13 protein-coding genes and 1 pseudogene are annotated in these 12,875 nt (G+C 62.7%); 13 read left to right on the top strand and 1 reads right to left on the bottom strand.

What is annotated here, in order from left to right; translation table 11 throughout:
• The first annotated feature begins 80 nt into the window (after positions 1–80).
• The 10 genes and pseudogenes from FEZ60_RS13935 (at position 81) to FEZ60_RS13890 (ending at position 8,425) form a co-directional block, all read left to right on the top strand.
• A complete protein-coding gene (locus FEZ60_RS13935; RefSeq protein WP_172936314.1) occupies positions 81–974 on the top strand; it encodes a redox-sensing transcriptional repressor Rex in 894 nt (297 codons plus the stop codon).
• A pseudogene (locus FEZ60_RS13930) lies at positions 971–2,257 on the top strand (glutamyl-tRNA reductase); the annotation flags it as partial. The gene FEZ60_RS13935 and the pseudogene FEZ60_RS13930, both read left to right, overlap by 4 nt.
• Before the next feature lie 71 nt (positions 2,258–2,328).
• Entirely contained in the window at positions 2,329–3,303 is a 975-nt protein-coding gene (hemC, locus tag FEZ60_RS13925; protein ID WP_033235489.1) for a hydroxymethylbilane synthase, read from the top strand.
• 60 nt (positions 3,304–3,363) lie between these two features.
• Positions 3,364–4,926 carry a bifunctional uroporphyrinogen-III C-methyltransferase/uroporphyrinogen-III synthase gene (locus FEZ60_RS13920; RefSeq protein ID WP_033235488.1) on the top strand — a complete coding sequence of 521 codons (1,563 nt, stop codon included), beginning with the start codon at positions 3,364–3,366 and terminating at the stop codon, positions 4,924–4,926.
• Positions 4,927–5,003: 77 nt separating this feature from the next.
• The gene (gene hemB / locus FEZ60_RS13915; protein ID WP_033235487.1) at positions 5,004–5,978 is read left to right on the top strand and encodes a porphobilinogen synthase; all 975 of its coding nucleotides are present in this window, start codon (positions 5,004–5,006) and stop codon (positions 5,976–5,978) included.
• 51 nt (positions 5,979–6,029) lie between these two features.
• Complete coding sequence (locus FEZ60_RS13910) at positions 6,030–6,680, top strand: hypothetical protein (RefSeq protein ID WP_033235486.1); 651 nt, start codon at positions 6,030–6,032, stop codon at positions 6,678–6,680.
• A 206-nt stretch (positions 6,681–6,886) separates the two neighbouring features.
• Positions 6,887–7,348, top strand: coding sequence for a hypothetical protein (locus tag FEZ60_RS13905; RefSeq protein ID WP_230590253.1), 462 nt, complete (start codon positions 6,887–6,889; stop codon positions 7,346–7,348).
• On the top strand, positions 7,341–7,862 hold the full coding sequence (locus FEZ60_RS13900) for a hypothetical protein (protein WP_045063842.1): 522 nt from the start codon (positions 7,341–7,343) through the stop codon (positions 7,860–7,862). Before FEZ60_RS13905 ends, FEZ60_RS13900 begins: the two co-directional genes overlap by 8 nt.
• Positions 7,855–8,112 carry a hypothetical protein gene (locus FEZ60_RS13895; protein WP_033235484.1) on the top strand — a complete coding sequence of 86 codons (258 nt, stop codon included), beginning with the start codon at positions 7,855–7,857 and terminating at the stop codon, positions 8,110–8,112. Before FEZ60_RS13900 ends, FEZ60_RS13895 begins: the two co-directional genes overlap by 8 nt.
• Before the next feature lie 31 nt (positions 8,113–8,143).
• On the top strand, positions 8,144–8,425 hold the full coding sequence (locus FEZ60_RS13890; protein ID WP_033235483.1) for a metal-sensitive transcriptional regulator: 282 nt from the start codon (positions 8,144–8,146) through the stop codon (positions 8,423–8,425).
• A gap of 13 nt (positions 8,426–8,438) precedes the next feature.
• On the opposite strand, the gene FEZ60_RS13885 is transcribed toward FEZ60_RS13890, so the two are convergent.
• On the bottom strand, positions 8,439–9,050 hold the full coding sequence (locus FEZ60_RS13885) for a TetR/AcrR family transcriptional regulator (protein WP_033235777.1): 612 nt from the start codon (positions 9,048–9,050) through the stop codon (positions 8,439–8,441).
• 254 nt (positions 9,051–9,304) lie between these two features.
• On the opposite strand from FEZ60_RS13885, the gene FEZ60_RS13880 reads away from it, so the two are divergent.
• The 3 genes from FEZ60_RS13880 to cysN are packed head-to-tail and all read left to right on the top strand — an operon-like array spanning position 9,305 to position 12,854.
• Positions 9,305–10,051: a 3'(2'),5'-bisphosphate nucleotidase CysQ gene (locus tag FEZ60_RS13880; protein ID WP_033235482.1), complete on the top strand. Its 747-nt coding sequence runs from the start codon at positions 9,305–9,307 to the stop codon at positions 10,049–10,051.
• A complete protein-coding gene (gene cysD / locus FEZ60_RS13875; protein ID WP_172936313.1) occupies positions 10,048–10,953 on the top strand; it encodes a sulfate adenylyltransferase subunit CysD in 906 nt (301 codons plus the stop codon). Before FEZ60_RS13880 ends, cysD begins: the two co-directional genes overlap by 4 nt.
• Positions 10,953–12,854 carry a sulfate adenylyltransferase subunit CysN gene (gene cysN, locus FEZ60_RS13870; protein WP_172936312.1) on the top strand — a complete coding sequence of 634 codons (1,902 nt, stop codon included), beginning with the start codon at positions 10,953–10,955 and terminating at the stop codon, positions 12,852–12,854. Before cysD ends, cysN begins: the two co-directional genes overlap by 1 nt.
• The last annotated feature ends 21 nt before the right edge of the window (positions 12,855–12,875 follow it).

Raw genomic sequence — 12,875 nt, 5'->3', positions numbered from 1 at the left:
CAAGCAACTTTGTGCATGGGTTCACAAGCGGTTACCGTGGTGTGAACATTCCCCCCGGAGCATCGTGGAGGTCGACAACTGTGTCGGTCGGACGAGGAGCCAACGACGTGACCGAACCGCACCAGACGCACGAGCCATCGGCTCAGAGCGTCACCGGCGCTGCGGGCCGTCCTGTCACCACTGCTGCTCCAGTCGCTGCTGAGGTCGATTCCGCAACTACGCAGGATCGCGTCATCCCCCAGGCTACGGTGACCCGGTTGGCGGCATACCTGCGGGTCCTCGGAGTCATGTCCGATCGCGGTACGTCCATCGTCTCCAGCGAAGAACTGGCGCAGGCATCAGGCGTCGGATCAGCGAAGTTGCGCAAGGATCTTTCGTTCCTCGGTCCCAACGGTGTTCGCGGCGTCGGGTACGACGTCACCAAACTTCGCATCCGCATCGAGCGTGCGCTCGGGCTGGACCGCGGACACAAGGTTGTTCTGGTGGGCGTCGGAAACCTCGGGAAAGCACTGGTCGGCTACGGCGGGTTCAGCCGTCGTGGATTCGAGATGGTCGGACTCTTCGACAGCGACGCCGCTCGCGTCGGAACCCAGGTGGGGGATCTGACCGTGCGGGACACCGCCGAACTCGAATTCGCGTGCCGCGAACTCAAGGCCACCATCGGCGTCATCTCCACTCCGGACGAGGCCGCGCAGGACGTATGCGATCAGTTCGTTCGCGCCGGCCTCCTCTGCATCATGAGTTTCTCGCCGATCGCTCTCGACGTTCCGGATCACGTGGAACTGCGACGGGTCGACTTGGCAGTCGAAATGCAGGTTCTCTCGTTCAACAGTGCACGCAACGCAGATCAGGCGTCAGCTGCACCAAGAGTGCGCGTCGCTCATGCGGCACCCGCTTCGTCCCGTCCCTCCATAAGTTCACCCGCTCCGGTCGGAGCAGGTTCGACAAGAAACGGATCAGTGATCGCGCCGTGAGTGTTTTGCTTGTCGGGGTTTCGCATAGAACTGCGCCCGTGCCGGTTCTCGAGCGAGTGGCGGTGACCGACACCGACCGTCCGAAGTTGATCGACAAGCTTCTGGCGTCGTCGCACATCACCGAGGCGATGATCGTCTCCACCTGCAACCGGGTAGAGGTATATGCAGTCGTGGACGCATTCCACGGCGCTCTCACCGAGGTCGGCGAGATCCTCTCCGACCATTCCGGTCTGGACCTGACGGCCCTGCATGCCCACGCCTACGTGCGGTACAGCGAAGCTGCCGTCGAGCATCTCTTTGCCGTCGCGAGCGGACTCGACTCGATGGTGATCGGCGAGCAGCAGATCCTCGGCCAGATTCGTACTGCCTACGCGTCGTCCGACGCGCAGCAGGCGGCAGGGCGGGTTGTGCACGAGCTTGCCCAGCAGGCACTGCGTGTCGGCAAGCGGGTGCACTCCGAAACCGGAATAGATTCTGCCGGAGCATCAGTGGTGTCGGTGGCGCTCGACCGCGCTGCCGGAATCCTCGGTGACGGTGGATTGGTCGGACGCACCGCAGTGGTTGTCGGCGCAGGTGCGATGGGCGGACTGTCGGTCGCGCACCTGACCCGCGCCGGAATCGATCGCATCATTGTGGTCAACCGCACCCGCGAGCGTGCCGAGCACTTGGCGGACACCGCTCGTTCCAACGGCGTCATCGCCGAAGCTGTTGATTTCGAGCAGCTTTCAGCGGTCATGGCGCAGGCGGACGTGTTGGTGACCTGTACCGGTGCGGTCGGAGCAGTAGTCACATTGGCCGACGCGCACCGCGCGCTCGCCGAACCCGATCGCAACCCGAACAAGCACCTTGTCATCTGCGACCTCGGTCTGCCCCGCGACATCGACCCTGCAGTATCGGGTCTGCCCGGCGTCACGGTCCTGGACATGGAAGCGCTGCAACGGGATCCGGCTGCGGGGGCCGCGGCATCGGATGCCGACGCTGCCCGCGCCATCGTTGCCGGTGAGTTGGCGATGTACCTGGCCGGTCAACGACTCGCCGAGGTCACACCCACGGTAACGGCTCTGCGGCAGCGCGCCGCAGATGTCGTCGAATCCGAACTGATGCGCCTCGATTCGCGGTTGCCCGATCTCGACGATCCGCAACGCGACGAAGTAGCACGCACCGTACGACGCGTCGTGGACAAACTGCTTCACGCACCTACCGTGCGCGTCAAGCAACTGGCGTCGGCGCCTGGCGGAGATTCATACGCGGCCGCGCTGCGTGAACTATTCGAACTCAGCCCGGCATTGCCCGCGGCAGTGGCCGCACCCACCGATCGGGTGGACGGCGATCGCGGTGGAAGGGACAAGCAGGTATGAGCACCACACCACTGCACTCCGAGGGCACCCTGCGGATCGGTACTCGCGGAAGCCTTCTCGCCACCACACAAGCCGGAACCGTGCGCGACGCACTCATTGCGGCCGGGCACCCGGCTGAACTGGTCATCATCAAGACCAAGGGTGATCAGTCCACCGATCCAGTGCAGAAGATCGGCGTCGGCGTGTTCACGGCGGAGCTTCGAGAAGCGTTGGCAGACAACCGCGTCGACGTTGCCGTGCATTCGTACAAGGACTTGCCCACTGCGCAGGACGAGCGTTTCGTGATCGCCGCGATCCCGCCTCGCGAAGATCCGCGTGATGCGCTGGTTGCCCGTGACGGCCTGGTGCTCGGTGAACTTCCGGCGGGATCGAAGGTCGGAACCTCTGCGCCACGACGAGTGTCACAGCTCGCGGCCCTCGGCCTCGGGCTCGACATCGTGCCGCTGCGCGGAAACCTGCAGCGTCGGCTCGGCAAGGTCGAATCCGGTGAACTCGATGCCGTGATCCTCGCTCGCGCCGGTCTGTCCCGCATCGGCCTCCTTGATCTCATCACCGAGAACATCGAGCCCGTTCAGATGCTTCCGGCGCCGGCGCAGGGTGCGCTGGCAGTCGAATGTCTCTCTGCCAATGAAGAATTGGTGGCGATACTCGCAGAGCTCGATCACGCGGACACACGTGCGGCGGTCATCGCCGAACGCGCCCTGCTGGCCGAACTCGAAGCGGGATGTACTGCCCCCGTAGGGGCACTCGCCGAAGTTGTCGAATCAATCGACGACAACGGCAAAATTTTCGACGAACTGTCGATCCGCGGCTGCGCAGCCGCATTCGACGGTTCGGACGTCATCCGTACCGGTGCAGTCGGTGCACCGGACAACGCCGAGGAACTCGGCAGAGCGGTGGCCCGAGAGTTACTCGAACTCGGCGCCCGAGAGTTGATGAACGTGACCACAGGCGAGGCCGCCGATGTTTGACACAACCTATTGCACTTGCACCAAGTTCCCATTTCGATACAGCGCACTGGAGAATCACCGATGACCCGAGTCCGAAAGAACACTCCCGGACGGATCCTGTTCGTGGGATCGGGACCGGGCGACCCCGCCCTGCTCACCGTTCGCGCACGCGACGTCCTCACCGGCGCAGCCTTGGCATTCACCGATCCTGATGTGGACAAGGGCGTCGTCGCTCTCGTGGGCATCGACATGGGTCGCGACGAGGAAACCGGCGAACTGATCGCCGACGTTCGTCCCGCACTCGGGGAACCGGCCGAGGTCGCCAAAACTCTTGTGCACGAAGCCAAGAACGGCCACGACGTCGTCCGTCTCGTCTCGGGTGATCCGCTTACCACGGATTCCGTGATCGCCGAGGTCACCGCTGTGGCACGCACCCAGGTTCAGTTCGAGGTCCTGCCAGGGCTGCCCTCCGGCTCAGCGGTTCCCAGCTATGCCGGCATGGCACTGGGATCGGGACACACCGAAGCCGACGTGCGCGGCGAGGTCGACTGGGCCGCATTGGCCGCAGCACCGGGACCGCTGGTCCTGCACGCAACCTCCGGACACCTCGCCGAGACCGCCAGCGCGCTGGTCGAGAACGGCATGGCTCCGCAGACCCCCGCAGCGATCACCGTGCGCGGCACCACCCGGCAGCAGCGCACCGTCGAAGCAACGTTGGCGACGCTCAACGAGGCCGGCTCCGAACTGGTCGGCTCCTTGGTCATCACGGTCGGCAAGGTTGTCGCCCAACGAAACAAGATGTCCTGGTGGGAATCACGCGCACTGTACGGCTGGACCGTCCTCGTGCCGCGCACCAAGGATCAGGCCGGCGAGATGAGTGACCGTCTGGTCACCCACGGCGCCATCCCGATCGAGGTCCCGACCATCGCCGTCGAACCGCCGCGCAGCCCCGCTCAGATGGAACGCTCCGTCAAGGGACTCGTCGACGGCCGCTACCAGTGGGTCGTCTTCACTTCCACCAATGCTGTTCGCGCAGTGTGGGAGAAGTTCGAAGAATTCGGCCTCGACGCCCGCGCGTTCTCCGGTGTGAAGATTGCTTGCATCGGCGAAGCCACCGCAGCCAAGGTCCGCTCGTTCGGTATCAACCCCGAACTGGTGCCGAAGGGTGATCAGTCCAGTGAAGGGCTGCTGGCCGAATTCGCGCCGTACGACGACGTTTTCGACCCGGTCAACCGAGTTCTGTTGCCCCGCGCCGACATCGCAACCGAAACCCTCGCCGAAGGCCTGCGCGAACGTGGCTGGGAAATCGACGACGTCACCGCCTACCGCACAGTGCGCGCCGCACCGCCTGCCGCCGAGACCCGCGAGATGATCAAGACCGGCGGATTCGACGCCGTGTGCTTCACCTCGTCCTCGACGGTGCGCAACCTTGTCGGTATCGCCGGCAAGCCGCACGCTCGCACTCTGGTTGCGTGCATCGGCCCGAAGACCGCCGAAACTGCCATCGAGTTCGGACTGCGCGTCGACGTGCAGCCCGAAACCTCGCAGGTAGGGCCGCTGGTCGAGGCACTGGCCGAGCACGCCGCTCGCCTGCGCGCCGAGGGTGCATTGCCGCCTCCGCGCAAGAAGTCACGTAGGCGCTAAAGCGCCTGTGCGCCTTTCTGGTAGTGCCCACTACCGGAAAGGCGCACAGCAACGTCCGACGAAGGAGAATCCGTCTCGTGTTTCCCACCCATCGTCCGCGCCGACTCCGGCGAACCCCTGCGCTTCGGCGGCTGGTAGCGGAGACGACCCTCGAACCGCGGCACCTCGTGCTGCCGATGTTCGTTGCGGACGGTATCGCCGCCCCGCGTGAGATCTCCTCCATGCCCGGCGTGTACCAGCACACTCTCGACTCGTTGCGAGCAGCGGCTACCGAGGCGGTGAGCGCCGGCGTCGGCGGTCTGATGCTGTTCGGTGTGCCCAAGCCCGAGGACAAGGACGCACAGGGATCGGGCGCTATCGACCCCGACGGAATTCTCAACGTCGGATTGCGAGCTCTCGCAGATGAACTCGGTGATTCGACGGTCATCATGGCCGACACGTGTCTCGACGAGTTCACCGATCACGGGCACTGCGGAGTGCTGACACCGGCCGGCGCCGTCGACAACGACGCGACCTTGATTCGATACGTCGAGATGGCGTTGGCTCAAGCAGATTCGGGTGCTCATCTCCTCGGACCGAGCGGAATGATGGACGGGCAGGTCGGGGCGATTCGCGGCGCACTCGACGCGGCGGGGTACACCGAGGTCGGTCAGTTGGCGTACGCAGCGAAATACGCGTCGGCGTTCTACGGGCCGTTCCGCGAAGCAGTCGGATCCTCGCTGCAGGGTGACCGTCGTACCTATCAGCAGGACGCGGCCAACCGTCGTGAGTCGTTGCGCGAAGTTGATCTCGACATTGCCGAGGGCGCGGACATGGTGATGGTGAAGCCCGCCATGTCGTATCTCGACATCCTGCGCGAGACTGCGGACCGTTCACCGGTGCCGGTGGCTGCGTATCAGATCTCGGGGGAGTACTCGATGATCACAGCGGCTGCGCAAAACGGCTGGATCGATCGCGACGCCGCAGTTCTCGAATCGCTGACCAGCATCCGACGTGCCGGTGCCGACGTCGTTCTCACGTACTGGGCGTCCGAGGTCGCCGGTTGGTTGTGAGCTCGGACCAAGCCGGATGATCATGAAGAGCCGGACAGATAGGCTGTCATCATGACCGAGCCGTGGCAGCCTCCTCGCCAGGAACCGCCGTACGACAACCAACCGTCGTACGACAATCAGCAGTATCAGAACCAGCAGTTCCAGAATCAGTTCCATCCGCTGGGCCCGATGCCGACCAATCCGTCGTCGCATCCTTCGGGCACGCAGAAGTCCGAGCCGCCGACCGACGTGGTGACGGCGATTCAGCTGTGGTGGGCAGTGGCTGTGCTCGGTGTGGTGCAGGGCGGCGCGATGATCGCGATGATGCTCGGTCAGAAGTCGTCGTTCATCGACGAGATGATGAGCAATCCCGCCGCCGCCGACGCGGGTCTCACCCGCTCGGACATCGAGAGTGTTTTCCCGATGGCTGTGGTGGTGTCGGTGATCATGATTTTGGTGTTCACTGCGCTTTTCCTGCTGGTCGTGCGATCGATGAGCCGCGGCAAGAACTGGGCGCGCATGCTGTTGACCTTTGGTGGGGTCTTCATGGTCGTCTCTGCGATTCCGGTGATTCTCGGTCTCGGTGGGGGCGGTGACGGTGCCACCCTGCTGTTCGGCGGCGCGCAGATCCTGCAAGCTGTCGCGGCCGTCGGTGCCATCGTGATGATGCATCGCAAGGAGTCGAATCCGTACTTTCTGAGGTTCCCCCCACAGTCCCGGTGAGGCGCCATGCGGGGTAGTGTGAATCAGGTCACGACGGTAGTTGGGAGAGGCAAGCGCAGTGCATTCTCGAGACGCTTTGAACGCCGAGGGCACACATGACGCCCCACGACCGCGACGCAGCTCGCGAACCGAAATGATCGTATTTCTGCTGTTGGGTATATCCGTGATCGCCACTGCACTCCTGGTTGTCGTGCCAGGAGTCGTGAGTGGCTAGCGCGGACTCGGCACCTGTGACGACGTCGAAGAAGGTCCGGCCCCCCACCGCTGTCAACGCTGCCTTCTGGTTGTGGATAGCAAGTGCATTCCTCCTGATCCTGTTCGGCTTGATCAGTATGTCCAGCGCGTCATACGAGCTCCGCGAACAGTTCGCCGATCAGGGAGTGTCGGCGGACAACATCGATACCTATGTCACGTTCGTTCGTGTGTCCGGTGTTGCGCTGTTGCTCAGCGGATTGATCATCGGCGGCTTGGCCGGACCGACGCGGCTCGGCCGGAGGTTGTGTCGACGGATACTCGTCATCTATTCGGGAGTCTTTGTGTGGCTCCAGCTGGCACTGGTGATTACCGGTATCAGCACCGCTCTGGCGTTGGTTGTTCCGGTGATGCTGATCAGCGCGGGGGTGTCGATTTATCGGGGCTCGACGCGCAGCTGGTTTGCTCATGGCTGACAACGCGTCCGAGGTTCTGTTCTACGAGCCTGGTTCGCGGATGTCGGCTGTTGCCCTCGGTCCGGCGTTCTGCCTGGTGGCTCTGGTGATCGAATTGTTTACCGGGCCGGTGGTGCACTGGTTCGGATTGGCAATGTTCGCGGTGATTCTGACGGGCTTGGTCTACGTGCAGGTCACTGCCGCGCGCCGGCATGTGAGCGTCGAGTTGACCGACGCGATGCTTCGTCAGGGCACCGAGGAGGTTCCGGTCGACGAAATCGCCGAGGTGTTTCCCGAATCGGACGACTCCGCCTACGAAGACGAAATGGAGCCGTGGGAAACCGCCCGAGCGCTCGGCGAACTGTCCGGAGTGCCACGTCGTCGTCACAGCATCGGCTTGCGACTGACAACGGGTGGTCTGGTCCGGGCCTGGGCGAAGGACGACATCGCGTTGCGTGAGGCGTTGAATCAGGTAATGGCGCGCCGCGGCGAAGCGGAAAGTGCGCGAGATTCCGAGAGGGTGTCCGATGACTAGAAAAGTCGATGCCAAGACCTTGGTAGGTGTTCTGGGTATGGTCGCGGCGCTGACGCTGGCGCTCGTGTGCTGGCGATCAGGGCTGACCACGTCGACCTTCGGTCCGATTATCGAGGGCGCACCGTCGTTCGAGGGCACCCACTACGACGGACTGTGGATCTCCGGTGCCGGTCTGGCTCTCTTGCTGGCCGGGCTCATGGCGATCGATGTGACGCGTCGGCTCCGTATGGCCTACGTCGCATCCGACTAAGCACCATACGGGTAGGGGGTATAGTGGCCTTATGAGTGGTTACAGCCCCGAGCAGGACGATCTGCTCAAACGTCTTCGCCGCATCGAAGGTCAGGTCGCGGGTATCTCGCGCATGGTTGCCGACGATCGGTACTGCATCGACGTCCTGACGCAGGTTTCGGCCGCAACCAGCGCGTTGCAGTCCGTGTCCCTGAAGCTTCTCGACGCGCATCTTGCCGGCTGTGTTGTCGAAGCCGCCAAGCAGGGCGGTCCGGAAGCCGACGCCAAGATCAAGGAAGCTCAGGCAGCGATCGCTCGCCTCGTTCGTTCCTGAGTAGCTGTTCGGTTCACTCCGTGATGGCCCGCGCGAGCGCGCGGGCGGAGAAGTTCACGAAATGCTCGGGTGTGATTTCTTTGGCGACGTTGATGACGATGGTGTCCGACAGGCCTTTGAGTCCGGAGAGCACAAGATGGATGAGCGCGGGGTCTTCGATCAACCGGCTGCCTTCGGCTGCAGCAGATTCGGTGAGCGCTCGAATCAATGCCGAGTTGAAGACCGCAACTGATGCGTGAAGTTCCCGCATACTGTCGCGGTCGGATCCGGCCATTCCCTCGATGTCGCGCCACGTGGTGGTGAGTCTGCCGACTCGCGCCCAGTGCCGCGCGAATTCGGGAATCATGGACTCGAGTAGCGGCGTCAGTCCTTGCTCGCGGGGGAGCGAGCTCACAAAGTCCGCCATTTCCAGTTGGCTCTCGCTGAGCAGGGCGGCAAAGATGTCCTGCTTGTCGACGAAGTACTGGTAGATCAGGCCGGTGCTGGTTCCCGATCGTTTTGCCACCGCGCGAATAGTGAGCGCGGAGTAGCCGCCTTCGTCGAGGAGTGCGATCGCCGCGTCCAAGGTGCGGCGTCGGCGCGCTTCGGCGTCGCCGTAGATCGAGTTAGTGCTGGTACTGCTCATTTGATCACCGTAGTCGGGACAGGCCGCAACCTCAATTGCAAATGAACGTCGTTCATTCTTGACCATAGGGTTTGCTGTTCAGTGATACCAATCACAGAAAGAACGTTGTTCGAAATAGAATGAACATCGTTCATTCTGGTGCTACGCTATGGCGCAGACCACATCGAGACCAGTGCGTAGCGCTGGACACTCTGCGGTCGGCCTGACGTTTCTTCCCGTATCCATCGGGAGGTCTACACAGTTGTGGAGTACCTATGACACGCACCAACGATGAACGCGCGGCGATCGAGATCGCCGCTGCGGCTGGAGAACTTCTGCTCGAACACCGGAAATCCCTCGGTGCGAACGACGTCGATGCCGCGACTTTCAAGGACGCTGCCGATCGGCTCAGTCACGACTTCATCGTCGCCGAACTTGCCCGACGCTTCCCCGCGGATGCGGTGCTGTCGGAGGAAGGCGCTGACGACCTCGCGAGGTTGAATGCGGATCGGGTGTGGATCGTCGACCCGCTCGACGGCACCCGTGAATACGGAGAAGCCGGCCGATCGGATTGGGCCGTGCATGTCGCACTGACCGAAAACGGCGTCCTCACAACAGGTGCGGTCGCAATGCCTGCCCTCGGCGTCACCTATGCAAGCAGCGATGATCGAACCGATCGCGGCGCTACGACGCCGGTACGCGTCGTCGTGTCGCGGACGCGGCGTCCGGAACCGGTCATGCGAATGGCTGACTCGATGGGCGCGGAGCTGATCGAGATGGGCTCTGCCGGCGCTAAAGCGATGGCGGTTGTATCCGGAGAAGCAGACATCTATGCACATGCGGGCGGACAGTACGAGTGGGATTCGGCGGCCCCTGTTGCCGTCGCACGCGCTGCGGGACTGCATGTTTCGCGTATCGACGGCAGCGAACTTCGCTACAACCAGGAAAACCCGTGGCTGCCGGATCTGCTGATCTGCCGACCTGAACTCGCCCCGAAAGCACTGGAGGAACTGGGCCGATGACCACGACACTGACGCACCTCGAACGACTCGAAGCCGAGAGCATTCACATGATGCGTGAAGCTGCCTCGCAGAGCGAGAACCCGGTGATGCTGTACTCGGTGGGCAAGGACTCCGCCGTGATGCTGCATCTGGCACGCAAGGCTTTCTACCCGTCGAAGCTGCCGTTTCCGCTGCTGCACGTCGACACCACGTGGAAGTTCCGCGAAATGTACAAACTTCGTGACAGTACCGCTGCTGCAGGCGATCTCGATCTGATCGTCTACACCAATCCGGACTGCGTCAAGCAGGGGATCAACCCGTTCACTCACGGCTCGGCCGTCCATACCGACATGTGGAAAACCGAAGGCCTCAAACAAGCCCTCGATCACTACAAGTTCGACGCGGCATTCGGCGGCGCCCGCCGTGACGAAGAAAAATCCCGGGCCAAGGAACGGATCTTCTCGATCCGATCGGCAGCGCACCGCTGGGATCCGAAGCAGCAGCGACCGGAGCTGTGGCGGATGTACAACGTCCGCAAAGCGCCGGGTGAAAGCCTGCGCGTCTTCCCGCTCTCGAACTGGACCGAGCTGGATGTGTGGGAATACATACGCCAGGAAGAGATTCCGATCGTTCCGCTGTATTTTGCCGACAAGCGTCCCGTCGTCGAACGTGACGGCGCCCTGATCATGGTCGACGACGACCGGATGCCCTTGTTGCCGGGAGAAACTCCGGAACTCAAGAGCGTCCGTTTCCGCACCCTCGGCTGCTACCCGCTGACCGGTGCCGTCGAATCGACCGCCACCAGCTTGACCGAGATCATCTCGGAAATGTTGCTCACCACCACCTCCGAACGCCAGGGACGGGTCATCGACCACGACTCGAGTGCGTCGATGGAAAAGAAGAAGCAAGAAGGGTACTTCTGATGACTGTTTCCTCGGATCTGATCGCCGACGACATCGAGGCATACCTCGAGCGCCACGCGAACAAGAGCATGCTGCGATTCATCACGTGCGGCAGCGTCGACGACGGCAAGAGCACCTTGATCGGCCGTCTGCTCTACGAATCGAAACTCGTCTTCGACGATCAACTGACGGCACTCGAAGCGGATTCGCGCAAGAGCGGCACCCAGGGTGAAGGGCTCGATTTTGCGCTCCTCGTCGACGGTCTCGCAGCCGAACGTGAGCAGGGCATCACGATCGACGTCGCCTATCGCTACTTCACGACAGAACGTCGCAAGTTCGTTGTTGCCGATACCCCCGGGCACGAGCAGTACACCCGAAACATGGTGACCGGCGCATCGACAGCCGATCTCGCGGTGATCCTTGTCGACTCACGCAAAGGCATCCTGACGCAGACGCGTCGGCACTCGTATCTTGTGTCGTTACTCGGGATCAAGCACGTGGTGCTCGCGGTCAACAAACTCGACCTCGTCGACTACTCGCAGGAGGTCTTCGACGCCATCATTGCGGACTACACGAGCTTCGCTCACGAGATCGGTCTCGACGGGTTTGTCGCCATTCCGATGTCGGCATACAAGGGCGACAATCTCACCGAGCGCAGCGCGAATACCCCGTGGTATTCCGGGCCCAGCCTGATCGAACATCTCGAATCCGTGGACATCGACGATGCCGCCGCCTCGGCTCCGTTCCGGATGCCGGTGCAGTGGGTCAACCGGCCGGACCTCGACTTCCGGGGATTCTCGGGCCAGATCGTCTCCGGGACAGTCTCTCCCGGTGATCCGATCCGCGTGCTCCCCAGCGGAAAGACGTCCACCGTCGAGCGCATCGTGACGATGGGCGGCGACCTCGATGTGGCCGGCGCGGGCCGCTCGGTCACCATCACACTCACCGACGAGATCGACATCAGCCGCGGCGACGTGCTGTCCATCGGCGACAATCCGCCGGCCGTCGCAGACCAGTTCGAGGCCCACATCGTGTGGATGGGCGAGGCACCCATGCTGCCCGAACGACCGTTCCTGTGCCAGATCGGTACCGTCACGGTCACTGCGCGTATCACGAAACCGAAACACAAGATCAACGTCAACACCCTCGAAAAGACCGCGACGACAACCCTCGAGCTCAACGAAATCGGTGTGTGCAACATCAGTTTCGATCGCGCGGTCCCGTTCGACCCGTACACGGGAAACCGTGACACCGGCAGTTTCATCCTCATCGATCGCCTCACCAACGGCACGGTCGGCGCCGGCATGATCACGCACTCGCTGCGCCGATCCGACAACATTCACTGGCAATCCGTCGACGTGGACGAGGCCGCGCACACCAGGCTCAAGGGACATAAACCCGCCGTTCTGTGGTTCACCGGGCTCTCCGGTTCGGGGAAGTCGACCATCGCCAACGACGTCGAGCGCCAACTGCACGCTCTCGGCGCACACACCTATCTCCTCGACGGAGACAATGTCCGTCACGGTTTGAATCGAGACCTCGGGTTCACCGAAGCCGACCGCGTCGAGAACATCCGCCGCGTCACCGAAGTGACCCGCCTGATGGCGGACGCCGGCCTGATCGTTCTCGCGTCGTTCATTTCGCCGTTCGAGGCGGAGCGTCATGCGGCCCGTGAATTGATCGGGGACAGCCAGTTCGTCGAAATCTTCGTCGATACCGCTCTTGCCGTCGCAGAGGAGCGAGATCCCAAGGGACTGTACAAGAAAGCGCGACGTGGGGAGTTGGTGAACTTCACCGGCATCGACTCACCGTACGAAGCGCCGCAGAGTCCCGATATTCACATCGACACCAGTGTCACGACGACCGAGGATGCTGCGAGCGTCATTGTCGACTATCTCCGCGCCCGCGGAACCATTTCTTGACCCGCCTGAACATGAGGAGCC

The sequence above is a fragment of the Rhodococcus sp. MS16 genome, assembly GCF_013277795.1.
Taxonomy (GTDB): domain Bacteria; phylum Actinomycetota; class Actinomycetes; order Mycobacteriales; family Mycobacteriaceae; genus Rhodococcus_F; species Rhodococcus_F globerula.
This window is presented reverse-complemented; position numbering and strand designations above follow the sequence as displayed.